The organism is Pseudomonas sp. St316, assembly GCF_018325905.1.
In the GTDB taxonomy this organism is placed as follows: domain Bacteria; phylum Pseudomonadota; class Gammaproteobacteria; order Pseudomonadales; family Pseudomonadaceae; genus Aquipseudomonas.
In genome coordinates this window covers 5,049,542-5,072,723 of the sequence record NZ_AP021901.1, presented here as the reverse complement: position 1 = coordinate 5,072,723, position 23,182 = coordinate 5,049,542, and the positions used below count along the sequence as shown (strand labels likewise).

The 23,182-nt window shown below is 60.9% G+C and carries 19 protein-coding genes and 1 pseudogene; 13 read left to right on the top strand and 7 right to left on the bottom strand.

The features are described from left to right. Nucleotides 1-163: 163 nt before the first annotated feature. Nucleotides 164-1,027, top strand: a complete 864-nt coding sequence (locus tag KI237_RS22535; RefSeq protein ID WP_212797125.1) for a DMT family transporter — start codon at nt 164-166, stop codon at nt 1,025-1,027. Nucleotides 1,028-1,192: 165 nt separating this feature from the next. On the opposite strand, the pseudogene KI237_RS22530 reads toward KI237_RS22535, so the two are convergent. After that, nucleotides 1,193-2,097, bottom strand: a pseudogene (locus KI237_RS22530) (DMT family transporter). Between the two features lie 130 nt (nt 2,098-2,227). Here KI237_RS22530 and aceK point away from each other — a divergent pair. The 9 genes from aceK (at nt 2,228) to KI237_RS22490 (ending at nt 14,492) form a co-directional block, all read left to right on the top strand. Beyond that, nucleotides 2,228-3,949: a bifunctional isocitrate dehydrogenase kinase/phosphatase gene (aceK, locus tag KI237_RS22525; protein WP_212797124.1), complete on the top strand. Its 1,722-nt coding sequence runs from the start codon at nt 2,228-2,230 to the stop codon at nt 3,947-3,949. Between the two features lie 147 nt (nt 3,950-4,096). After that, nucleotides 4,097-8,008 carry an ATP-dependent RNA helicase HrpA gene (hrpA, locus tag KI237_RS22520; RefSeq protein WP_212797123.1) on the top strand — a complete coding sequence of 1,304 codons (3,912 nt, stop codon included), beginning with the start codon at nt 4,097-4,099 and terminating at the stop codon, nt 8,006-8,008. Nucleotides 8,009-8,273: 265 nt separating this feature from the next. Then, entirely contained in the window at nt 8,274-9,395 is a 1,122-nt protein-coding gene (locus KI237_RS22515) for a beta-ketoacyl-ACP synthase III (protein WP_212797122.1), read from the top strand. Between the two features lie 109 nt (nt 9,396-9,504). Further along, on the top strand, nt 9,505-10,116 hold the full coding sequence (locus KI237_RS22510; protein WP_212797121.1) for an RNA polymerase sigma factor: 612 nt from the start codon (nt 9,505-9,507) through the stop codon (nt 10,114-10,116). Beyond that, nucleotides 10,110-10,346: an anti-sigma factor family protein gene (locus KI237_RS22505; RefSeq protein ID WP_212797120.1), complete on the top strand. Its 237-nt coding sequence runs from the start codon at nt 10,110-10,112 to the stop codon at nt 10,344-10,346. The genes KI237_RS22510 and KI237_RS22505 overlap by 7 nt, the downstream gene beginning before the upstream one ends. Before the next feature lie 280 nt (nt 10,347-10,626). After that, entirely contained in the window at nt 10,627-11,937 is a 1,311-nt protein-coding gene (locus KI237_RS22500) for an OprO/OprP family phosphate-selective porin (protein ID WP_212797119.1), read from the top strand. Between the two features lie 258 nt (nt 11,938-12,195). Continuing rightward, complete coding sequence (locus KI237_RS30625) at nt 12,196-12,681, top strand: RHS repeat-associated core domain-containing protein (RefSeq protein WP_249410661.1); 486 nt, start codon at nt 12,196-12,198, stop codon at nt 12,679-12,681. Nucleotides 12,682-12,821: 140 nt separating this feature from the next. Further along, nucleotides 12,822-13,238, top strand: coding sequence for a hypothetical protein (locus tag KI237_RS30620; protein ID WP_249410660.1), 417 nt, complete (start codon nt 12,822-12,824; stop codon nt 13,236-13,238). 129 nt (nt 13,239-13,367) lie between these two features. Further along, complete coding sequence (locus tag KI237_RS22490) at nt 13,368-14,492, top strand: GNAT family N-acetyltransferase (protein ID WP_212797118.1); 1,125 nt, start codon at nt 13,368-13,370, stop codon at nt 14,490-14,492. 16 nt (nt 14,493-14,508) lie between these two features. On the opposite strand, the gene aqpZ is transcribed toward KI237_RS22490, so the two are convergent. From aqpZ to KI237_RS22465, 5 genes are all read right to left on the bottom strand, one after another. Beyond that, nucleotides 14,509-15,198, bottom strand: a complete 690-nt coding sequence (gene aqpZ, locus KI237_RS22485) for an aquaporin Z (protein ID WP_212797117.1) — start codon at nt 15,196-15,198, stop codon at nt 14,509-14,511. Nucleotides 15,199-15,565: 367 nt separating this feature from the next. Next, nucleotides 15,566-17,398: an ABC transporter ATP-binding protein gene (locus KI237_RS22480; protein ID WP_212797116.1), complete on the bottom strand. Its 1,833-nt coding sequence runs from the start codon at nt 17,396-17,398 to the stop codon at nt 15,566-15,568. Between the two features lie 83 nt (nt 17,399-17,481). Next, a complete protein-coding gene (locus KI237_RS22475) occupies nt 17,482-18,045 on the bottom strand; it encodes a peptidylprolyl isomerase (protein WP_212797115.1) in 564 nt (187 codons plus the stop codon). Between the two features lie 4 nt (nt 18,046-18,049). Continuing rightward, nucleotides 18,050-18,853 carry an alpha/beta fold hydrolase gene (locus KI237_RS22470; protein ID WP_212797114.1) on the bottom strand — a complete coding sequence of 268 codons (804 nt, stop codon included), beginning with the start codon at nt 18,851-18,853 and terminating at the stop codon, nt 18,050-18,052. 14 nt (nt 18,854-18,867) lie between these two features. Continuing rightward, nucleotides 18,868-19,791: a PA3225 family LysR-type transcriptional regulator gene (locus KI237_RS22465; protein ID WP_060738713.1), complete on the bottom strand. Its 924-nt coding sequence runs from the start codon at nt 19,789-19,791 to the stop codon at nt 18,868-18,870. A gap of 50 nt (nt 19,792-19,841) precedes the next feature. Between KI237_RS22465 and KI237_RS22460 the strand changes: the two genes are divergently transcribed. The 3 genes from KI237_RS22460 (at nt 19,842) to KI237_RS22450 (ending at nt 22,212) form a co-directional block, all read left to right on the top strand. Then, complete coding sequence (locus tag KI237_RS22460) at nt 19,842-20,156, top strand: hypothetical protein (protein ID WP_003198925.1); 315 nt, start codon at nt 19,842-19,844, stop codon at nt 20,154-20,156. Nucleotides 20,157-20,306: 150 nt separating this feature from the next. After that, entirely contained in the window at nt 20,307-20,906 is a 600-nt protein-coding gene (locus tag KI237_RS22455) for an FMN-dependent NADH-azoreductase (protein WP_212797113.1), read from the top strand. Between the two features lie 442 nt (nt 20,907-21,348). Next, on the top strand, nt 21,349-22,212 hold the full coding sequence (locus KI237_RS22450; RefSeq protein WP_212797112.1) for a carboxylate/amino acid/amine transporter: 864 nt from the start codon (nt 21,349-21,351) through the stop codon (nt 22,210-22,212). On the opposite strand, the gene KI237_RS22445 is transcribed toward KI237_RS22450, so the two are convergent. Then, nucleotides 22,205-23,092, bottom strand: coding sequence for a LysR family transcriptional regulator (locus tag KI237_RS22445; RefSeq protein WP_212797111.1), 888 nt, complete (start codon nt 23,090-23,092; stop codon nt 22,205-22,207). The genes KI237_RS22450 and KI237_RS22445 overlap by 8 nt on opposite strands. Nucleotides 23,093-23,182 lie beyond the last annotated feature (90 nt).

The window sequence follows — 23,182 nt, the reverse complement described above, 5'->3', positions numbered from 1 at the left end:
CCCCACCTGTCAGTAGCTCATCGGTGTACGCCTTCGTATCACCGCCGGGTGTTGGCATTCAGGGCTGATCGGCAACGGTTGCCATCCCCTGTGCCCGCCTGAAAAAACTACTGGACTTCAGCCTCGGCTGAGTTGGCTTTTTGCCTGACTACAGGTGGTATCCATGTTTTCCCTTTCCAAAAACGCCTTGTTGGCGGCGGCTTCCACGAGCCTGTTCGTTTTGCTGTGGAGCAGCGGGGCGATCTTTTCCAAGCTGGGCCTGGCCCACGCTTCTCCCTTCGCCTTTTTGCTGATCCGTTTTGCCATCGCGCTGTCGGCGCTGGTGCTGTTGATTCCGTTGTTCAAGTTCAAGCTACCCAAGACCGGCAAGCCGATGCTGTACGCGGCGACCACCGGGCTCGTGCTGCTGGGCGCCTATCAGATTTTTTATCTGCTGGCGCTGCAAATGAGTGTCACGCCGGGGGTCATGGCGACCCTGATGGGCGTGCAACCGATCCTGACCGTGGTGCTCGTGGAACGGCAGCGTTCCTGGTCACGGCTGTTCGGCCTGATGCTGGGGTTGGTCGGGTTGGTCATGGTGGTGTACCAAGGCATCGGCCTGGCCGGCATGTCCCTGGCCGGGATGCTCTGCGGGTTGCTGGCCTTGGTGAGCATGACGGTCGGTTCGATCATGCAGAAGCGCATCACCGACAACCCATTGGGTACGCTGCCGGTGCAGTACCTGGCCGGGCTGGTGCTGTGCGCGGTGTTCGTGCCGTTCCAGCCGTTCCATTTCGAGTACAGCACCGGGTTCTTCGTGCCCGTGTTGTGGATGGGGTTGGTGGTGTCGGTGCTGGCGACATTGCTGCTGTACCGACTGATCGCCCGCGGCAATCTGGTGAATGTCACCAGCCTGTTCTACCTGGTGCCGGCGGTGACGGCGATCATGGACTACCTGGTTTTTGGCAACCGGTTGGCGTTGTTGAGCTTGCTGGGGATGGGGTTGATCATTGTGGGGTTGGTGTTTGTGTTTCGTAAGAGCCGCTGAGCTTTGAATGCTCGCTGACTGAACAACCGCCATCGCGGGCAAGCCTTGCTCCCACAGGTTATGTGCAACCCTTGCAGGAGCAAGGCTGGCTTCACTCAAGCAATGTGAACTTCTGTGGGAGCAAGGCTTGCCCGCGATGGCATTCTCAGCCGCGCCGATGGGCTATCAGGCAGACGCTTCAGCCGGTTTAACGGCCCCAGGCTTGAGCACCAACCACAACGCCGCCGCAATCAACACCCCACCATAAAGATGCGCCATCCCCAACGGCTCATCCAGCAGCAACGCCCCCACAACACGCCGAACGGCGGAATCAGGAACGTCACGGTCATCGATTTGACCGGGCCGATGGAGCTGAGCAGGCGGAAGTAAAGAATGTACGCCAGTGCGGTACACACCAGGCCCAGCCCCAGCAGTGACAACCAGACGCTCCAGCCACCCCAACTGGCCGGTGGTTGACTGATGACGCTGTAGCCAAACAGCGGCAGCAAGAACACCGTGGCGCCGAACATGCTGCCCAGGGTCGAGAGACGGCTGTCCAAGCCACCTTGCTGATCGAGCCAGCGGCGGGTGAGGAAACCGGCAAAGCCATAGCAGGTCGTGGCCAGCAGGCAGGCGAGGGCGCCCATCAGCAATTGCAGGTCGAACGCCACCGGGCCGGCGCGGGTCAGGATGCCGACGCCGAACAATCCCAGGCAAACGCCGCTGACCTTGGCCAGGGTGAGCTTTTCGCTGAAGAACAAGCCGCCGATCAACACCCCCATCAACGGCGTGGTGGCGTTGAAGATCGCCGAGTAACCGGCCGGCAGCACCTGGGCCGCCAACGAATAGAACGTGGCCGGAATGCCCGAGTTGATCAGGCCCAGCCCCATCACGACCTTGAGCTTGCCGCGAAAATTCCAGTCGACACGCATCAGGGCCAGGATCACCAGCAACCCGACGAAGGCGATGGACACGCGAAAAAAGGCAGTGGGGATGGTGCCAATGACGGGGGCGATAATGCGCATGAACAGAAAGCTGGCCCCCCAGATGGCGGCCAGTGACAGTAAACGCAGGATATCGACGAGGTTCACGAGTCATTCCTTCCTTGATTGGGCGGCAAGTGTCGCCGTCCTGAATAGCGATGGCAATGGTTGCGTTGCCGCCTGATTGGCCTCTAAGCTCAGTCGCCAATAACAAGCATGACCCGCCGAGGTTTATCCTATGCCGCAGCCATGGCCCGCCCTCGAAATCGCCCGTTCGATCCTTGACGGCTTCGACGATTATCGTGAGCATTTCCGGCAGATCACCGACGGCGCTCGCGCCCGGTTCGAGCAGGCGCTGTGGCTGGAGGCGCAAGCGGCTTCGGCAGCGCGCATCAACCTGTATGAAGAAAAAGTCTTCGAAACCGTTGCCAAGCTGCACAAGGCCTTCGAGGCCGAAACCCTGATGGATGTGGGCTGCTGGCCGCTGGTCAAAAGCGCCTACATCAGCCTGATCGACCTGCGCTTCGACGATGAACTGTCGGAAACCTGGTACAACTCGATCTTTTGCGGGCTGTTCAGTCACGACCTGATCAGCGACGGCACCATGTTCATCCACACCACGCGGCCCAGCCTGCGCCGGGCCCGCGCCGCCCAGACCCGCACCTACAAACCCCAGGGGCAGTTGGACCGGATGCTGGCGAGCGTGTTCGCCGATTACCGTTTCAGCGAGGACTACGCCGATTTGCCGGGCGACCTGCAGCGTCTCGAAGCGCAGTTGCGCGAGAACCTGCCGGACTGGGTCTGCAAGGACCCGGAGCTGACGGTGGAGTTGTTTTCTTCGGTGCTCTATCGCAACAAGGGCGCCTACCTGGTGGGCCGGATCTACACCCACGAAGACCAATGGCCGCTGGTGATCCCGCTGTTGCACCGCGAGGGCCGGGGTATCCAGATCGATGCGCTGATTACCGACGAGGCACAGGTGTCGATCATCTTCTCGTTCACCCGCTCGTACTTCATGGTGGACGTGCCGGTGCCGGCGGAATTCATCGGCTTTCTCAAGCGCATCCTGCCGGGCAAGCACATCGCCGAGTTATACACCTCCATCGGTTTCTACAAGCACGGCAAGTCCGAGTTCTACCGAGCGTTGATCAACCACCTGGCGAACACCGACGACCAGTTCATCATGGCCCCGGGTGTGCGTGGCATGGTCATGAGCGTGTTCACCCTGCCGGGCTTCAACACGGTATTCAAGATCATCAAGGACCGCTTCTCGCCGTCGAAAAACGTCGACCGGGCCACGGTGATCGAGAAGTACCGCTTGGTGAAGAGCGTCGACCGGGTCGGACGCATGGCCGATACCCAGGAGTTCGCCGATTTCCGTTTTCCCCTGAGCAAGTTCGAGCCGGCGTGCCTGGAGGAACTGCTGGAAGTGGCGCCGTCCACGGTGTCGGTGGAAGGCGACACGGTGCTGATTCGTCACTGCTGGACCGAACGCCGGATGACGCCGCTGAACCTGTACCTCGAAAACGCCAACCAGGACCAGGTGCGTGAGGCGCTGGAAGACTATGGCCTGGCCATCAAGCAGCTGGCGGCGGCCAATATCTTCCCTGGCGACATGCTGCTCAAGAACTTCGGCGTGACCCGCCACGGCCGCGTGGTGTTCTACGACTACGATGAAATCTGCTTCCTGACCGAAGCCAATTTTCGCCACATTCCCCAGCCCCGCACACCGGAAGACGAAATGGCCTCCGAGCCCTGGTATTCCATCGGCCCGCTGGACGTCTTTCCCGAAGAGTTCCCGCCGTTCCTGTTCGCCGACGCCGGGCAGCGTAAGCTGTTCGACCAGTTGCACGGCGAGTTGTACAACGCCGACTACTGGAAAGGCCTGCAAGAGGCGATTCGGGCGGGGAAGGTGATCGATGTGTTCCCGTATCGGCGCAAGGACCTGGACAACGAATAACCGTGTGGGAGCAAAGCTTGCTCGCGATGTAGGCGCCTCGGTCCCCCGGGAGACCGCGTCATTTTCATCGCGGGCAAGCCTTGCTCCCACATGTGCGCAAATCTGCGACAATCGCCCCCCTGCACACCCAAGACCCTTGCGTACCTGATGACTGACCAAGCCCCCGCTATCGACAAGCTGCTGAAAAACCTCGACCACGCCATGCTCGCCGACCGTCACCGGTTGCGGCGTCAGTTGCTCGAGCTGCGCAAGAAGCCCGACGAGGCCAAGCTGGCCCAATGGGTGACGCGCATGCAGGCGTCGTGTGATCAGGTGCTGGCGCGCAAGGCGAGCCTGCCGGTGATCCGCTACGACGACAACTTGCCGATCGCCGCCAAGCGCGACGAAATCAAGGACGCGCTGCTCAAGCACCAGGTGCTGATCATTGCCGGCGAAACCGGCTCGGGGAAAACCACGCAGTTGCCGAAGATCTGCCTGGAAATCGGTCGCGGCCAGCATGGCTTGATTGGCCACACCCAACCGCGCCGGATCGCCGCGCGCAGTGTGGCGAGCCGGGTGGCCGAGGAGTTGGCCACGCCCTTGGGGGCGCTGGTGGGCTATCAGGTGCGGTTCGAGGACCAGAGCGACGCCAATACCCTGATCAAGCTGATGACCGACGGCATCCTGCTGGCAGAGACCCAGAATGACCGCTACCTCGAGCGCTACGACACGATCATCGTCGACGAAGCCCACGAACGCAGCCTGAACATCGACTTCCTGCTCGGCTACCTCAAGACCCTGCTGCCGCGTCGCCCGGACCTGAAAGTCATCATCACCTCGGCGACCATCGACCTGGAGCGTTTCTCCAAGCATTTCGATGACGCACCGATCGTGGAAGTCTCGGGCCGCACCTTCCCGGTGGAAACCTGGTACCGCCCGCTGACGCTGGAGCAGGACGAGGAGGGCAACCGCGTCGAGGACGACTTGACGGTCGATCAGGCGATTCTCGCCACCCTCGATGAAATCGCCGCCTACGAGCGCAGCGAGCGCCGCAGCCCCGGGGACGTGCTGGTGTTCCTGCCGGGCGAGCGGGAGATTCGCGACGCGGCGGAGATGCTGCGCAAGGCGCAGCTCAAGCACACCGAGATTCTGCCGCTGTATGCGCGACTGTCGCCGGCCGAACAGCAGCGGATCTTCCAGTCCCATCCGGGCCGTCGCGTGGTGCTGGCGACCAACGTCGCCGAAACCTCGCTGACCGTCCCGGGCATCCGCTACGTGATCGACAGCGGCACCGCGCGTATCAGCCGCTACAGCTATCGGGCCAAGGTCCAGCGCCTGCCCATCGAAGCCATTTCCCAGGCCAGTGCCAACCAGCGCAAGGGCCGCTGCGGGCGAGTCGAGCCGGGGATCTGCGTGCGGCTGTACAGCGAAGAAGATTTCCTCGGCCGGCCGGAATTCACCGACCCGGAGATCCTGCGCACCAACCTGGCCGCGGTGATCCTGCAGATGCTGCACCTGCGCCTGGGCGAGATCACCGATTTCCCGTTCATCGAACCGCCGGATGGCAAGGCCATCAGTGACGGTTTCAACCTGCTGCAAGAATTGTCGGCGGTGGACCGCAACAGCCAGTTGACCCCGCTCGGTCGCCAGTTGGCGCGCCTGCCGGTGGACCCGCGCATGGGCCGCATGCTGTTGGAAGCGGCGAAGCTGGGTAGTTTGCAGGAAGTGTTGATCGTCGCCAGCGCCATGTCGATCCAGGACCCGCGCGAGCGGCCGCCGGAGCGCCAGCAGGCGGCGGACCAGGCCCACGCTCAGTGGAAGGACGCGGATTCGGACTTCGCCGGGCTGGTCAATCTGTGGCGCGGTTTCGAGGAGCAGCGCCAGGCCCTGACCGCCAGCCCGCTGCGCAATTGGTGTCGCAAGAACTTCCTCAATTACCTGCGCCTGCGCGAGTGGCGTGATTCCCATCGGCAGTTGAGCCTGATCTGCCGTGACATGCAGTTGAGCCTCAACAAAGAACCGGCCGACTTCCCGAAATTGCACAAGGCGGTGCTCTCGGGCCTGTTGAGCCAGATCGGCCAGAAAACCGAAGACGGCGATTACCTGGGCGCCCGTCAGCGACGGTTCTGGGTCCACCCCTCGTCGGGCCTGGGCAAGAAGCGTCCGCAGTGGCTGATGACCGCCGAGTTGGTGGAAACCACCAAGCTGTATGCGCGCATGGTGGCCAAGATCGAACCGGACTGGATCGAACCGCTGGCCGGGCACCTGATCAAGAAAAACCACTTCGAACCCCATTGGGAAAAGAAGCGCGGGCAGGTGGTGGCCTATGAGCAAATCACCCTGTTCGGGCTCATCGTCGTTGGTCGAAGGCCCGTGCATTACGGGCCGGTGGACCCGGTGGTCTCCCGTGAACTGTTCATCCGCGAGGCGCTGGTGCGCGGCGAGATCCAGTCCAAGGCCAAGTGCCTGAGTGCCAATACCCGGTTGCTGGAACAACTCGACGAGCTGGAAGCCAAGGCCCGTCGCCGCGATATTCTGGCGGACGAGGAAACCCTGTTTGCCTTCTACGACGCGCGCTTGCCGGCCGAGATCCACCAGACCGCGACGTTCGACAGTTGGTACCGGATCACCAGCCAGAAAGACCCGCAACTGCTGATCATGCGCGAAGAAGACGTGCTGGCCCGCGAAGCCAGCGAAGTCACCGCCGCGCATTACCCCGACACCTTGCGCGTCGGCGACCTGACCTTGCCGCTGAGCTATCACTTCGAGCCCAACCACCCGCGCGACGGCGTGACGTTGCGGGTACCGGCGCCGCTGCTTCCGATGCTGCCGCCGGAACGCCTGGAATGGCTGGTGCCGGGGGTGATCGAGGCCAAGTGCATCGCCCTGGTGCGCAACCTGCCCAAGGCGCTGCGCAAGAACTTCGTGCCGGTGCCGGATTTCGTCAAGGCGGCGCTGCAGCGCATCACCTTCGCCGAGGGTTCGTTGCCGCAGTCCCTGGGCCGCGAACTGCTGCGCATGACCGGGGCGCGGGTCAGTGACGAAGCCTGGGCCGAAGCGGCCCAGCAGGTAGAAAGTCACCTGCGCATGAACCTGGAAATCGTCGACGGCCAGGGCAAGTTCCTCGGCGAGGGCCGCGACCTGGCCGAGCTGACGGCGCGTTTTGCCGAAGCCAGCCAAGCGGCCCTGGCCGTTCCGCAAACGGCGAAAAGCCAGGCGCCGGTGGAGGCGAAGGTCTTCGCGCCAGTGGCCGAGAAAACCCAACAGAAGATCGCCGGGCTGTCGATGACCGTCTACCCGGCGTTGGTGGAAGAGGGCGGCGTGGTCAAGGAAGGGCGTTTTCCGACGCCGGCCGAAGCCGAGTTCCAGCATCGGCGTGCCTTGCAGCGCTTGCTCATGCAGCAACTGGCCGAGTCGGCCAAGTTCCTGCGCGGCAAGCTGCCAGGGCTGACGGAGTTGGGCCTGCTGTACCGCGACCTGGGCCGCATCGACAGCCTGGTGGAAGACATCCTGCTCGCCAGCCTCGACAGTTGCGTGCTCGAAGGCGAAGCGAGCTTGCCCCGTGACGGCGCCGCCCTGGCCTCCCTGGCCGAGCGCAAGCGCGGCGGCTGGATCGAGCACGCCGAACGCCTGGCGAAGCTGACCCTGGAGATCCTCAAGCTCTGGCACGGCCTGCAAAAACGCTTCAAGGGCAAGATCGACCTGGCCCAGGCCGTGGCGCTGAACGACATCAAGCAGCAACTCAGCCACCTGGTGTACCCGGGCTTCGTCCGCGAAACCCCGCATCAATGGCTCAAGGAGCTGCCGCGCTACCTCAAGGCCATCGAGCAACGCTTCGAGAAACTCGGTAGCCAAGTGCAGAAAGACCGGGTCTGGAGCGGCGAGTTGTCGAACCTCTGGGCCCAATATCAGGCCCGCGCCAGCAAACACGCCCAGGAAGGCAAGCGCGACCCGCAACTGGAGCTGTATCGCTGGTGGCTGGAGGAATACCGGGTGTCGCTGTTCGCCCAGCAACTGGGGACCAAGGTGCCGATCTCGGACAAGCGCCTGGGCAAGCAGTGGGGGCAGGTGGAGTCCTGATGGCAAAGACCACCATACCCTGTGGGAGCGAGCAAGCTCGCTCCCACAGGGTATGGCGCTGTAGTGAACTGAGAATGGGCCAAACGCCAGCGTTTATGGCAAACTTCGCGCCTATAAATGCCGGTCCCGTGGTTTTGAGCTTCAATGCCCCGGGCGGATCGGAATAAAGCGATGCCAGGGCTGCTTCCCCGGATGGGAAAAGTCCCTTTGTGTATTGGTACGTCGGTGCCAATGCTTTCTGCCTGAACAGATCAGAGACACGACCATGCATAACGTCGTCATCAGCGGCACCGGCCTGTACACCCCGGCCAATAGCATCTCCAACGAAGAGCTGGTGCAATCTTTCAATACCTATGTCGCGCAATTCAACGCCGACAACGCCGACGCCATCGCGCGTGGTGAAGTCGAGGCCTTGACCGAATCCAACGCCGCGTTCATCGAAAAGGCCTCCGGCATCAAGAGCCGCTTTGTCATGGACAAGGACGGCATCCTCGATCCACAACGCATGACCCCACGGTTGCCCGAGCGCTCCAACGACGAGTGGTCGGTGCTGTGTGAAATGGCCATCGGTGCTGCGAAACAGGCCCTGGAGCGCGCCGGCCGCACCGTTGCCGACATCGATGGGGTGATCGTCGCCTGTTCCAACCTGCAGCGTCCGTACCCGGCCATTGCCGTCGAAGTCCAGGAAGCCCTGGGCATCGAAGGTTTCGGTTTCGACATGAACGTGGCTTGTTCCTCGGCCACTTTCGGTATTCAGGCAGCAGCCAATAGCGTGCAATTGGGCCAGGCCCGGGCGATCCTGATGGTCAACCCGGAAGTGTGCACCGGCCACCTGAACTTCCGTGATCGCGACAGCCACTTCATCTTCGGCGACGCGGCCACTGCCGTGATCATCGAGCGAGCGGACCTGGCGACTTCGCCGTACCAGTTCGACGTGGTCAGCACCAAGCTGCTGACCAAGTTCTCCAACAACATCCGCAACAACTTCGGCTTCCTCAACCGCGCCGCAGAAGAGGGCGCCGGTAGCCGCGACAAGCTGTTCGTCCAGGAAGGCCGCAAGGTGTTCCGCGACGTCTGCCCGATGGTGGCCGAGCTGATCGGTGCTCACTTGGAGGAGAACCAGTTGAGTGTTGGCGAGGTCAAGCGCTTCTGGCTGCACCAGGCCAACCTGAGCATGAATCACCTGATCGTGCGCAAATTGCTGGGGCGCGAAGCCACCGAAGAGGAAGCGCCGGTGATCCTCGACCGTTATGCCAACACCAGTTCGGCGGGGTCGGTGATTGCCTTTCACATGTACCAGGATGATCTGCCTAGCGGCTCGGTTGCCGTACTCAGCTCGTTCGGCGCCGGCTATTCGATTGGCAGCGTGATTTTGCGCAAGCATTGATCCATTTTGGTTGGTTAAAGGATTTATCCCCAGTGGTTGTGGGAGCAAAGCTTGCTCCCACATGAATCCCCTCGCCACCACAGCGATCTATCCAGCAATAGGGCGTTGAATGACGGTCACCGACGATACCCTCCTGCTCCAACGCCTCCTGGCCGGTGAGCAGAAGGCCTACAAAGAACTGGTCAGCACTTATCAGGGCCCGATGCGCGCCGTGGCCTATGCCATCGTCGGCAGCCGTAATGCCGATGAAGTGGTGCAGGACGCGTGGTTGTCGGTGGTGCGTAATCTCAATGGTTTCCAAGGCCGTTCCAGTCTCAAGACCTGGCTGCTGACCATTACTGCCAATTCGGCCAAGAGCCGCTACAAACAGAATCGTCGGGAAGTGCTGCTCGATGATATCCCGTCGCCCCATGGCACTGTGGGCGATGATCGCTTTGCCGCCGATGGCCATTGGCTGCTGGCGCCGTTCGCCTGGCACCAGGACACACCGGAAGCACTGCTGACGGAAAGCGAGCTGCGCGATTGCCTTGAGCATACCTTGCTCAACCTGTCGGAACTGCAAGGCAGCGTGCTGACCCTGCGTGAACGCCAGGGGCTGGAGTTGGAAGAGATCTGTAATCTTCTCGACATCTCGCTCTCCAACGTACGTGTGCTGTTGCATCGCGCCCGGCTGAAGGTCTTCGCGACCGTGGAACATTTCGAGGAAACCGGCGAATGCTGACCTGCAAGGAACAAGTGGCGCGCTCCAGCGATTATCTCGACGGCCAGTTGAGCTTTCGTGAACGCCTGATGGTGCGCCATCACCTGATGTTCTGCCCCAATTGCCGGCGATTCATCCGCCAGATGCGCCTGATGCAGGCCACCCTCAGAAAACTTCCGGAACCGCCCGTTGCCGACCTGGACCACCTCGCCGAAAAGCTCGCGGCCGAACGTCGCAAAAACATCCGCTAAACCTCTATCTGCCGCCCAACCCCTGTGGGAGCGAGCTTGCTCGCGATAGCGGCGTATCAATCAAATCACTGCAAACTGAACCACCCCTATCGCGAGCAAGCTCGCTTCCACAGGGGGGTTGCGGTTATTCCCTTTCGAAGTAAAAAGTTCCGCTGTCATAAAATCTTTATGTGATAGCAACTCGCCTGACACAACCGGTCGCCAAGATCCCCTCCCAACACCAGCGGGCCCAGTTCCGCGTGTTTTCTAACGCATAGACTACCAACAGGGGAATTCTTCGATGATCCGTAAGCACTTCGCAGGTGTTGCCGCCAGCGCACTGGCAATGGCAGTAACCGCCCAGGCTTTCGCCGGCACCGTCACCACCGATGGCGCCGATATCGTGGTCAAAACCAAGGGCGGCCTTGAGGTCGCTACCACTGACAAAGAGTTCAGCTTCAAGCTCGGTGGTCGTTTGCAGGCTGACTACAGCCAGTTCGATGGTATCTACACCGACAACGGCAACTCGGCCGACGCCGCTTACATCCGTCGCGCCTTCCTGGAACTGTCCGGCGTGCTGTACACGGATTGGGCCTACACCATCAACTACGACATGTCCCACAACAGTGGCGACTCCGATAACGGCTACTTCGACGAAGCGTCCCTGGCCTATAACGGCTTCAAGCCGGTGTCGATCAAGGTCGGTCGTTTTGACCCCGACTTCGGCCTGGAAAAAGCCACCAGCTCCAAGTGGGTCACTGCACCTGAGCGTAACGCCGCTTACGACCTGATCGACTGGGCCAACAGCCACCAGAACGGCCTGGGCATCCAAGCTTCCAGCACTTTCGCCGATTCGTTCTATGCCTCGGCCGGTGTGTTCAGCAAGGACACCGACGACACCGACGGCGACAGCGTCAAGCAAGTCAACGGTCGCTTTGTGTTCGCCCCGATGCACGAAGCCGGCAACGTGCTGCACTTCGGTCTGAACGTGGCTTCGCGCGACGTTTCCGACACCGCGTTCGACGCACGTTATCGCTCCCGCCTGGGCATGCGTGGCGTTGAAACCCTGGGTGGCAACGACGCCGGCCCTAACGGCAACCGTCCCGTACTGGGCGGCGCCAACAACTCGCCGGCCGGTTCGTACGACCGTGACACCGCATTCGGCCTGGAAGCTGCGTTCGCCATGGGGCCTGCGTCGATCCAGGGTGAATACATCACCCGCAAGACCAAGGCTGACAGCAGTGCCTTCGAAGACCTCAAAGGCCATGGCTTCTACGTCCAGGGTGCCTACACCCTCACCGGTGAGTCCCGTGGTTATAAAGTCGGCAAGTTTGATGCGATCAAGCCTCAGAACAAATCCATCGGCGCCTGGGAAGTGTTCTATCGCTACGACAGCATGACCGTCGAAGACGACAACATCACCACCGCCAGCGCCACCCGTGAAGTGGGCGACGCCGAAGCCAAGGTGCACAACCTGGGCGTGAACTGGTACGCCAACGAAGCGGTAAAAATTTCCGCCGCCTACATCAAGGCCAAGACCGACAAAGTCACCAACGTCAATGGCGACGACGACGGCGACGGTTTTGTGATGCGTGCTCAGTACGTGTTCTAAATCGTGCTGACTTGATACACCGCTCTGACTTCATCCGTTAAAGCGCTCCTTTGAACCCCGCCTCTGGCGGGGTTTTTTTTTGGCGCATTTCCCTGAAACACTGTACGTGCAATCACCTGTCAACCCTGACAGTTTCGTGGAGGTTGGAAAAAGTGCTTACTTTGTTCAGTCGCAGAACGATGGTAAGTGCCTGGCAATACTCGCTCTGTATGTCGAAATGAAGCGCCATGAGCGGCTCATGGTGATGTGGAGAGCACCATGACGGGTTCAGATAAAACAAGGCTCCTTGCGTCCGGCCAAACGGCGGTCAGCTTTCACTATGATGCAATGGACACATTGATTGGACGCGACACTGCCGACGGCAAGGAACAACGGTTTTACCGAAACAATGAGCTGACCACCGAGATCCAGGGAAGCGCCAACAGCACCTTCGTTCGGGCCGAAGGCGTTGTGCTCGCCGAGCGTCGGTCGGAGGCCGGCGTAAAAGCCCTTTTACTGGCGGGCGATGACAAGAACAGTGTGTTGTGTGAGATCAGCAGGGAGGTCATCAAGGGCATAGCCTATTCGCCGTATGGTCATCAGTTAGAAGGCAGCTTGGTGAATAGTCATTTGGGTTACAACGGCGAGCGGCGTGAAAGGCAGACTGGTTGGTATTTGCTGGGCAATGGCTACCGAGTGTTCAATCCGCTGTTGATGAGGTTTCACAGCCCGGACAACTTGAGTCCGTTTGGGGAGGGGGCTTGAATGCGTATATGTATTGTGTGGGGGATCCGATAAATAGCGTGGATCCGACAGGGCACACTCCGTGGGGCGGGTTTCTTAGAGGCCTTAGGAGTATAGTTGGATCTCAAAGAGTTACCACGGCTACTCCTGGTTATAATAAGTTGCCAGAGATACTTGCTAAAAACAAAAAGTCTCATCCGACAACTTTGTATCCTATTAAGGACAAGCATGTTTCTCGTTTGAGAAAAAGAGCGCTTTTGTTTTGGGACGACACGGAAAAAGCAGGGCGCGAGGATTCTTCAAACTTCTTTAATTTAGAACGTGAAGCGGAATCAGCCACTGAAGCTTACAACCATGCTAAAGAAAACAAAGGTCAACCCGGTATCACTAAGGAAGGCGCTGCAACAATAAAGAGAGTCGCCGCGGATTACGATTCTATAATGGCAAGAAGAGCTGCTAATAAAAAAGCTAGAGACAAGGCACAGCAAGCACGCGAAATGGAGGAAATCAGAAAAAAAGGAAAACGCGAGAGAAACGTAAGGACCCGGTACTTAGGTTATCAACCTGACGATGTTTAATTTATCGATGGAATAGCGATGGGATTCAATGCCCATCGCCCATGAACTCAAAAACTACTTTGCTCCTCGTCTCACCCGGTCCAGATCGGCGATACTCACCCCACCGCCGTCCGGATGTCGAGGAACCGCATGTCGCTTCAAGTCTTGAAAAGCCTGTCCGCCATCGCGTCTCAAGAATGGGACGCGATGGTGCCCGCCAATCAACCGTTCCTGCGCCACGCCTTCCTGAGCACGTTGGAGGACAGCGCTAGCCTGGGACCGAGTTCCGGTTGGCAGCCCGAGCATTTGCTGCACATTGAAGACGGCCGCTTGCTGGCGGCCATGCCCAGCTACCGCAAGTGGCATTCCTACGGCGAGTACGTGTTCGACCACGCTTGGGCCGACGCCTGCGCCCGGGCGGGGATCGATTACTACCCCAAGCTGCTGACGGCGGTGCCGTTCAGTCCGGTCAGCGGTCCGCGATTGCTGGCGGCCTGTGTGGAGGACGGCCTGGAATTGTTGGGCAGCCTGCCGGGTTATCTGGAAATCGAAGGGCTTTCCAGCGCCCACATCAATTTCACCGACGCCTTCACCGACGCGGCACTCGCCGGGCAGGAGGGCTGGCTGCAGCGGATCGGCTGTCAGTATCACTGGCAAAATCGCGGCTATCGGGACTTCCAGGATTTTCTCGACGCGCTCAGTTCCCGCAAGCGCAAGCAGATGCGCAAGGAGCGCGAACAAGTGGCGGGGCAGGGCATCGCGTTCGAATGGCTCGAAGGTCATCAGTTGGACGAGGCGCAGTGGGATTTTGTCTACGCCTGTTACGCCAACACCTACGCCGTGCGGCGGCAGGCGCCGTATCTGACCCGGGCGTTTTTCAGCCTGCTGGCTGAACGCATGCCCGAGGCCATTCGCGTGGTGCTGGCCAAGCAAGGTTCGCGGCCGGTGGCAATGGCGTTCAGCCTGGTGGGCGGTGACAGTTTCTACGGGCGGTACTGGGGCTGCCTGGCGGAGTTCGACCGCTTGCATTTCGAGACCTGTTTCTACCAGGGCATGGACTACGCGATTGCTCATGGCTTGCAGCGTTTTGATGCGGGCGCCCAGGGCGAGCACAAGTTGATTCGCGGGTTCGAGCCGGTGATTACCCGCTCATGGCATTACCTGCGCCACCCCGGTTTGAAAGCGGCGGTCGAAGATTTTCTCGCCCGGGAGCAGGAGGGTGTGTTGGCGTATGCCGAAGAGGCGAAAACAGCACTGCCTTATCGGCAGTGCTGATCTTCGCGGGTATGACTCAGCGGTTTTCCTGGCCCAGCCAGCGGTACGAGACACCGCCAATGACGGCGCCCAGCAGCGGCGCTACCCAGAACAGCCACAGTTGCCCGATGGCCCAGCCACCGACAATCAGCGCCGGACCGGTACTGCGGGCCGGGTTGACGGACGTGTTGGTGACCGGAATCGAGATCAGGTGAATGAGCGTCAGGGCCAGGCCGATGGCTATCGGTGCCAGCCCGGCCGGCGCACGTTTATCGGTGGCGCCGAGGATGATCAGGATGAACATCGCCGTCATGACCAGCTCGGTGACAAAACCGGCCGCCATCGAATAACCACCGGGCGAATGCTCGCCATAACCGTTCGCTGCCAGGCCGGACGCGGCCAGGTCAAAGCCTTCCTTGCCGCTGGCGATGAAGTAGATCAACGTGGCAGCCAGCACGCCACCGATGACCTGAGCGATGATGTAAGCGGGCAATTCCCTGGCCGGAAACCGCCCGCCCACGTACAAGCCCACCGACACCGCTGGGTTGAGGTGGCAACCGGAGATATGACCGATGGCGAAGGCCATGGTCAACACCGTCAAGCCGAACGCCAGGGCCACCCCCAGCACGCCAATCCCCGAGGCGGCCAATACTGCGCTGCCACAGCCACCCAGTACCAGCCAGAACGTACCCAACAACTCAGTCGTTGAACGTTTGAGTAAAGACATAAGCAATCCTTGATAAAACAGTCGTGATAAATCGGTTATGCATCCAGCAGTATTACGACAGGTTCATCTCCAGAGCCTGAGTTGAGTACAGCAGAGCGCGGCGACAAATCCAGCGACAAAAAAACGCCAGCGTCATGGACGGTGGCGGTTTTGGCCGTGGTCGGGGAGGAGTATGGGGTGGCGGTATGGGCTAGATGGATCCTGGACAGATTTTTTCAGAATGGCGCTCGGGCACAGGGCTGTGGGAGCAAAGCTTGCTCGCGATACAGGCGCCTCGGGCTATCCGGGAGACCGTGTCAACTTCATCGCGGGCAAGCCTGGCTCCCACACGATCCCCGCGCCTCCTGCCTGTAGAAGCCAACTCGACTTAGTCGATCCCCACAAACCCCCCGGTCTGGTGTTGCCACAATCGCGCATACAACCCGCCATGAGCCAGCAGTTCGGCATGGCTGCCGGTTTCGGCGATGCGACCATTCTCCAGCACCACCAGCCGATCCATGCGGGCGATGGTGGAGAGGCGGTGGGCGATGGCGATCACGGTCTTGCCTTGCATCAAGGTCTCGAGGCTTTCCTGGATCGCCGCCTCGACTTCGGAGTCCAGTGCTGACGTTGCTTCGTCCATGATCAGGATCGGCGCGTCCTTGAGCAGCACCCGCGCGATAGCGATGCGCTGGCGCTGGCCGCCGGACAGTTTCACGCCGCGCTCACCCACATGGGCATCGAAGCCGGTGCGGCCTTCGGCGTCCGACAGCAGTGGGATGAACTCGTCGGCGCGGGCCTTGCGCACGGCTTCCCAGAGTTGCGCATCGGTGGCGTCTGGCTTGCCGTAGAGCAGGTTCTCGCGAATCGAGCGATGCAGCAGCGACGTGTCCTGGGTGATCATGCCGATGCGCTCGCGCAGGCTTTCCTGGCCGACTTCGGCGATGTCCTGGCCGTCGATGAGAATGTGCCCGCCTTGCACGTCATAGAGGCGCAGCAGCAGGTTGACCAAGGTGGATTTACCGGCGCCGGACGGACCGATCAGGCCGATTTTCTCGCCGGGCCTGATGGTCAGGTTGAGGTCGCCGATCACGCCGCTTTTTTTGCCATAGTGGAAATCCACATGCTCGAAACGCACCTCGCCCCGGGCCACCGCCAGGGGCTTGGCCTGGTCGCGGTCGGTGACGCTGACCGGTTGGGCAATGGTCTGCAAACCGTCCTGGACCATGCCGATGTTTTCGAAGATGCCGTTGACCACCCACATGATCCAGCCGGACATATTGACGATGCGGATCACCAGCCCGGTCGCCAGGGCGATCGCGCCAACGCTGATCAGCGATTGGGTCCACAGCCACAGCGCCAGGCCTGTGGTGCCGACGATCAGCAGGCCGTTCATGCTGGTGATGACCACGTCCATGCTGGTTACCACGCGGCCGGCCAACTGGGCCTTTTCGGTCTGTTCCTGGATCGCCTCGCGGGCGTATTGCTGTTCGAAGTTGGTGTGGGCGAACAGCTTCAGGGTGGTGATGTTGGTGTAGCCGTCGACGATCCGGCCCATGAGTTTGGAGCGGGCATCGGACGACACCACCGAGCGCTCCTTGACCCGTGGCACGAAATAGCAGAGTGCGCCGATATACGCGGCAATCCACATCAACAGCGGGATCATCAGGCGCCAGTCGGCTTCGGCGAACAGCACCAGGGAGCTGATGGCATAGATCAGCACGTGCCACAGGGCATCCACCGCCTGGACCGCCGAGTCGCGCAGGGAGTTGCCGGTCTGCATGATGCGCTGGGCGATACGTCCGGCGAAGTCGTTCTGGAAGAAATTCAGGCTCTGCTTGAGCACGTAGCTGTGGTTCTGCCAGCGGATCAGGCTGGTCATGCCGGGGCTCAGGGTCTGGTGCACCAGCAGGTCATGCAGGGTGACGAAGATGGGCCGGAAGATCAGCGCCACCACGGCCATCCAGGCCAGCTCCAGGCCATGGACCTTGAAGAAGTCCACATTGGGCGTGCCCTGGGTCAGGTCGATGATGCGGCTCAGGTAGCTGAACAACGCCACTTCGATGAGCGCGCCGATCAGGCCGACCACCAGCAGTACGGCGAAGCTGGGCCAGACCTGTTTCAGATAATAGGTGTAGAAGGGCAGGACGCGATTCGGCGGGGCCGAGGTGGGGGCGTCGCGGAAGATATCGATCAGTGTTTCGAAGCGGCGATAAACCATCAGTCAATGCCCTGGCAGGGGCTCTCCTTATTGCTATGGGTGGCGCGGGATCACCGCGCCGCCCAGGCTTGCCGTGTGCCTCTTCAGTCGATGCGCTTGGCCGACTTGATGAGCACAGGGTCGATCGGCACGTTTTGCATGCCTTGTTTGGTCGTGGTCTGGGAGTTGACGATGATGTCTACCACGTCCATGCCCTTGACCACTTTGGCGAACACCGCGTAGCCGGCGTCACGGCCCGGATCGAGGAACGCGTTGTCGGCCACGTTGATGAAGAATTGGCTGGTGGCCGAGTCCGGGTTGGACGTGCGGGCCATCGACAAGGTGCCGCGAACGTTGTGCAGGCCATTGCTGGCTTCGTTCTTGATCGGCGCCTTGGTGTCTTTTTGCTGCATCTGTGTGGTAAAGCCGCCGCCCTGGGCCATGAAGCCCGGGATCACGCGGTGAAAAATCGTGTTGTTGTAGAAGCCACTGTCCACGTACTCAAGGAAGTTCTTGGTACTGATGGGGGCCTTGACCGGGTCCAGTTCGATTTCGATCTGGCCGTTGGTGGTATCCAGCAGCACGTGTGGTGCCTTGGTCGGTTGCGCGGCCATCAGGTTGGCGGCAAACAGTACGGTGCCGGCGGCGAGGGCGATTTTTTTCAGCATGGGGTCAGTGATCCTGAGTGATGGAGTCGGTTGCGGTCAAAAAGTCGAGCAGGGTTTGGTTGAAGCGTTCGGGTTGATCCAGCGGGGTAGCGTGCCGTGAATCGGCGATGACCGTCAGCCGTGCGTCGGGCAGCAGTTTTACATAGGCTTCTTTCAGCGCCACCTTGGTGTAGTCGTGGTCGGCGCAGATGACGAGGGTTGGACAGGCGACCTGTGAAAGTCGTTCCTGAACGCCCCAGCCTACGATCGCATCGAAGCTGGCGAGATAAGCACGTTTGTCGTTCTTTGCCCAGCGTCGGGCCATTTCCAGGCGTAACTCGGTCTGCTCAGGCCTGGGGAACAGCTTGGCGCCCAGGGCCTTGCCGATGGTTTCCAGGCTCAGCAGGCGCATCAGGCTCCAGCGCTTGAACCATTGCCAGCAGTCGTCGGGCGTGCGGACCTTGACTTCAGGGGCGCTGTTGACGATGCACAGGCTCTTGATCCGCCCGGGTTCATCCACAGCCAGTTGAAAGCAGATCATGCCACCCATGGACCAGCCGACCAAATGCACCGGGCCCAGGCCCAGGTGCTCGATCAGGGCGCTCAGGTCGGCGCTGAAGCCTTTGATGCTGTAGCGTTCGCGCGGCTTGTCGGAGCGACCGTGGCCGCGCACATCCACCACAATCAGGTGGTAATGGGCCGACAGCACCGGGATCTGCTTTTCCCAGTCCCGGGTGCTGGAGCCCAGCCCGTGGACCAGCACCAAGGGCGCGCCGTGGCCGTATTCCTCGTAGTGCAGGTTGCAACCTTCGTGCTCGAAATAGGCCATCGGCGAAGTCCTTGTCAGGCTTGTTCAGGGGCGGCGAACGGCGCATCCAGCGGCGCGGTGTCGAAGGTGCGCAGCAATTCGATCAGGATTTGCGTGGCCGGGCCCAGGGGTTTTTCCTTGTTTGAAAAAAGATAGAAGGTCGAGTTGCGACTGCCTCCTTGTTCCAAGGGTAGACGCTTGAGCACGCCTTCCTTGAGTTCCCGTTCGATCATGTGGCGGGGCAACCAGGCGAATCCCAGGCCGCTGCCGACAAAGCTCGCGGCGGTGGCCAGGCTGCCCACGGTCCAGCGCTGTTCGGCGCCGAGCCAGCCGACGTCCCGGGGTTGCTGGCGGCCGGAGTCGCGGATGACCACTTGCAACTGGCTTTCCAGGTCCTGGAAGTTCAGCTCCCGATTGAGGCGGTGCAAGGCATGCTCGGGATGGGCCACCGCGATGAACTCCACGTCGCTCAATTCCGCGCCCAGGTAACCGGGAATGCTGAAGCCGCTGATGGCCAGGTCGGCCACGCCTTCGAGCAGCACTTCTTCGACACCTGATAACACTTCTTCGCGCAGCCGCACCCGGCAGCCACGGCTTTGTGGCATGAACGCGGTCAAGGCGCGGACGAGGCGGGCGTTGGGGTAGGCCGCGTCGACCACCAGGCGCACTTCCGCTTCCCAGCCTTGTTCCATGTGGTGGGCCAGGTCTTCCAGTTGGCTGGCCTGTTTCACCAGTTGCCGCGAGCGGCGCAGCAGCACGCCGCCGGCTTCGGTCAACACAGCCTTGCGCCCATCGATGCGCAGCAACGGCACGCCGAGCTGGTCTTGCATGCGGGCCACGGTGTAGCTCACTGACGACTGGGAGCGATGCAGCACTTCGGCGGCCTGGGCGAAACCGCCGTGGTCGACCACGGCCTGCAAGGTGCGCCATTGATCAAGGGTCACGCGGGGCGCTTTCATATCGGGCTCCTCTTGTCCTAAGCTGGCAGTCCCCTGGTGGAGACTGCCGAATGAAGAAAATCTGTTGTGTGGTGCTGGCCTTGCTGCCACTGACTGCGTTTGCCTACCCGATCGATGTGGAAAAACACCTCAACGGCCTGAGCATCGACTACAACGCCTACGACACCGATGCCGATATCGGTTCCATCCAGGTCAACAACTACGGCAGCACCGACGCGGCTTGTACCGTGGTCTTCAGCAATGGCCCTGAAGCCCCTCGCACCCGCAAGATCGAAGTCGCCGCCGGCAAGTTCAAGAACGCCACGGCCAAGTTCAACCGCAACATCATCAAGCTGCGCATCAAGCTGACCTGCCAGCCGAAATAGCCCAGCAGTGGGGCAAGCAATATTGCTTGCTCCGCTTATAAACGAATTTATCGATGCTTTACAGCAGTTATTTGCGCTTTTTCATCGATATGCTCGCGTTTAACCTTCACTCCATCGACTGACAACATTCTCAGATGGAGCCTACAAGCCATGTCCCGCGTTCTGATCATCGAAAGCAGTGCCCGCCAGCAAGACTCGGTGTCCCGCCAACTGACCCAGACCTTTATCAGCCAGTGGAAAGCGGCGCACCCGGCCGACGAAATCAATGTTCGCGACCTGGCCATCAATCCGGTGCCGCACCTGGATGCCAATCTGCTGGGTGGCTGGATGAAGCCTGTCGAGCAGCGCAACGACATTGAAAACGCTTCGCTGGAGCGCTCCAACCAACTGACCGATGAGTTGCTGGCTGCCGACGTATTGGTGATGGCCGCGCCGATGTACAACTTCGCCATTCCCAGCACTTTGAAGGCGTGGCTCGACCATGTACTGCGTGCCGGCGTGACGTTCAAGTACACCCCCACCGGCCCCCAAGGCCTGCTGGTCGACAAGCGTGCCTTCGTGCTCACCGCCCGGGGCGGCATTCACGCCGGTGGCAGCACTGATCACCAGGAACCCTACCTGCGCCAGGTCATGGGCTTCATCGGGATCCATGACGTGACCTTCATCCATGCCGAGGGCATGAACCTGGGCGGCGACTTCCAGGAGAAGGGCCTGAATCAGGCCAACGCCAAACTGTCCCAGGTCGCCTGATCCGTTAATCCTCGGATAATCGCCAGGTGGTCTATTGACCTGGCGCTTCCCTTCAAACCGTTTTGCGCATCGAACCTCCCTTTGCACTTATTGCTCCTGAGTGCATCAGCCCGATTGAACGCTTTAGCGAGATCGGGCTTTTTTTTGCCTGCTATTCCATGGCCACTGCATAACCCTGTGGGAGCGAGCCTGCTCGCGATTGCGGTGTGACTGTGACAGAGAGATCACCTGACACTCCGCCATCGCGAGCAGGCTCGCTTCCACAGGGGATCTGTGTTTATTGCGCAGGTATGGGCCTGGCCCCAGTCCAGGTGGGAGCGAGCCTGCTCGCGACGGCGGTGGGTCAGTTGGCAGATGGGCTGACTGGTCGATGCCATCGCAAGCAAACTCGCCCCCACCGTGCAAAACCGCTATCTTCGCCGCCATTCGAAACGAGGGGCGTATGGGCTATCTACTTTTTGTGACGCTGATCCAGGCGTTTTCCTTCAGCCTGATCGGCGAGTACCTGGCCGGGCACGTGGACAGTTACTTCGCGGTGCTGGTGCGGGTGCTGCTGGCCGGGCTGGTGTTCATCCCGCTGACGCGCTGGCGCCAGGTGGAACCGTCGTTCATGCGCGGGATGCTGGTGATCGGTGCCTTGCAGTTCGGCGTGACCTACGTCTGCCTGTACCTGAGCTTTCGCGTGCTGACGGTGCCGGAAGTGCTGCTGTTCACCATCCTCACGCCGCTGCACGTGACCCTGATCGAAGACGCGCTGAACCGCCGCTTCAACCCTTGGGCGCTGATCGCGGCGTTGGTGGCCGTGGCCGGTGCGGCGGTGATTCGCTATGACCGGATCAACCCGGATTTCTTCATGGGTTTTTTGCTGCTGCAACTGGCTAACTTCACCTACGCGGCCGGGCAAGTGCTGTACAAGCATCTGGTGGCCCGTCACCCGAGTGACCTGCCGCATTACCGGCGTTTCGGTTATTTTTATCTCGGTGCGTTGATGGTGGCGTTGCCGGCTTTCCTGCTGTTCGGCAAGGCGGATTTCTGGCCCGAAGCGCCGCTGCAATGGGGCGTGCTGGTGTTTCTCGGTCTGGTCTCCACGGCGCTGGGATTGTACTGGTGGAACAAAGGCGCGTGTCTGGTCAACGGCGGGACGCTGGCGGTGATGAATAACCTGCACGTGCCGGTGGGGCTGCTGGTGAACCTGCTGATCTGGAACCAGCACGAGGAACTGGGCCGGCTGTTCCTGGGCGGTGGCGTTATCCTGGCGGCCGTGTGGATCAGTCGCCTGGGCCTGCGCAGGTCGCCGGCTATCTAGCCGCCAATTGCTCCACCAGGAACTCGATGAAGGCCCGGGTCTTCTGCGGCAGGCGCCGGGCTGACGAATACACCGCGTTGATGCTGATCGCTGGCGCCTGCCATTCGCACAGCACCGGTACCAGCCGCCCGGCAGCCAAGCCGTCTTCAACGATGAAATCCGGCAACAGCGCAATGCCCATGCCGGCCTCGGCGGCCTGGGCCAGCAGGTCGCCGTTGTTGACGTGCAACGGGCCGGTGACGTTGACCCGTTGCGTCTCCTTGCCGTTGCTCAATTGTAAGCTCACACCACTTTGCAGGTAGCCGTAGTTGAGGCACTGGTGATTACGCAGGTCCTGGGGTGCCTGCGGGACGCCCGCCCGCGCCAGGTACGCGGGGGCGGCCACCATGATTCGCGGTGCCGGCGCCAGTTGCCGGGCGATCATGGTCGAGTCGGGCATGCTGGCGATGCGGATGGTGACGTCGAAACCGCCACGTACCGGATCGACCTGCTGGTCGCTGAGCACCACCTGCAGCTCGATGTTCGGGTGCCGCTCATGGAACAGCGGAATCAGCTTGCCCAGCCGCCTCAGGCCGAATGACATCGGTGCATTGACCCGCAATACCCCCCGCAGCTCACCGATCCCGTCCCGGGCCCGCTGTTCGGCTTCGTCCAGGGCAGCCAGGACCTCCCGCGCCGCTTCGAAATACTCCGCACCGGCCTCGGTGAGGTGCAGGCTGCGGGTGGTGCGCTGCAGCAACTGCACGCCGATCGCATCTTCCAGCGCCTGAATCTGTTTGCTGACTTTCGACCTCGGTACGTCCATGGCCCGTGCGGCTGCGGCGAAGCCGTTCTCGCCGACCGTAACGACGAACGCGCGCATGCATTCGATGCGATCCATGACTGTCCCTTTTTTAGAATCAATGATTCTCAATTTTAGGTAATTGTCCCTAAAGGTGCTAGCCCCTAAAGTAGCACCCATGCCGACGAC

Excerpts from the sequence above, each read along its gene's own strand:
- KI237_RS22535 (WP_212797125.1), top strand. The coding sequence starts at position 164 with ATGTTTTCCCTTTCCAAAAACGCCTTGTTGGCGGCGGCTTCCACGAGC.
- aceK (WP_212797124.1), top strand. The coding sequence starts at position 2,228 with ATGCCGCAGCCATGGCCCGCCCTCGAAATCGCCCGTTCGATCCTTGAC.
- hrpA (WP_212797123.1), top strand. The coding sequence starts at position 4,097 with ATGACTGACCAAGCCCCCGCTATCGACAAGCTGCTGAAAAACCTCGAC.
- KI237_RS22515 (WP_212797122.1), top strand. The coding sequence starts at position 8,274 with ATGCATAACGTCGTCATCAGCGGCACCGGCCTGTACACCCCGGCCAAT.
- KI237_RS22510 (WP_212797121.1), top strand. The coding sequence starts at position 9,505 with ATGACGGTCACCGACGATACCCTCCTGCTCCAACGCCTCCTGGCCGGT.
- KI237_RS22505 (WP_212797120.1), top strand. The coding sequence starts at position 10,110 with ATGCTGACCTGCAAGGAACAAGTGGCGCGCTCCAGCGATTATCTCGAC.
- KI237_RS22500 (WP_212797119.1), top strand. The coding sequence starts at position 10,627 with ATGATCCGTAAGCACTTCGCAGGTGTTGCCGCCAGCGCACTGGCAATG.
- KI237_RS30625 (WP_249410661.1), top strand. The coding sequence starts at position 12,196 with ATGACGGGTTCAGATAAAACAAGGCTCCTTGCGTCCGGCCAAACGGCG.
- KI237_RS22490 (WP_212797118.1), top strand. The coding sequence starts at position 13,368 with ATGTCGCTTCAAGTCTTGAAAAGCCTGTCCGCCATCGCGTCTCAAGAA.
- aqpZ (WP_212797117.1), bottom strand. The coding sequence starts at position 15,198 with ATGTCTTTACTCAAACGTTCAACGACTGAGTTGTTGGGTACGTTCTGG.
- KI237_RS22480 (WP_212797116.1), bottom strand. The coding sequence starts at position 17,398 with ATGGTTTATCGCCGCTTCGAAACACTGATCGATATCTTCCGCGACGCC.
- KI237_RS22475 (WP_212797115.1), bottom strand. The coding sequence starts at position 18,045 with ATGCTGAAAAAAATCGCCCTCGCCGCCGGCACCGTACTGTTTGCCGCC.
- KI237_RS22470 (WP_212797114.1), bottom strand. The coding sequence starts at position 18,853 with ATGGCCTATTTCGAGCACGAAGGTTGCAACCTGCACTACGAGGAATAC.
- KI237_RS22465 (WP_060738713.1), bottom strand. The coding sequence starts at position 19,791 with ATGAAAGCGCCCCGCGTGACCCTTGATCAATGGCGCACCTTGCAGGCC.
- KI237_RS22460 (WP_003198925.1), top strand. The coding sequence starts at position 19,842 with ATGAAGAAAATCTGTTGTGTGGTGCTGGCCTTGCTGCCACTGACTGCG.
- KI237_RS22455 (WP_212797113.1), top strand. The coding sequence starts at position 20,307 with ATGTCCCGCGTTCTGATCATCGAAAGCAGTGCCCGCCAGCAAGACTCG.
- KI237_RS22450 (WP_212797112.1), top strand. The coding sequence starts at position 21,349 with ATGGGCTATCTACTTTTTGTGACGCTGATCCAGGCGTTTTCCTTCAGC.
- KI237_RS22445 (WP_212797111.1), bottom strand. The coding sequence starts at position 23,092 with ATGGATCGCATCGAATGCATGCGCGCGTTCGTCGTTACGGTCGGCGAG.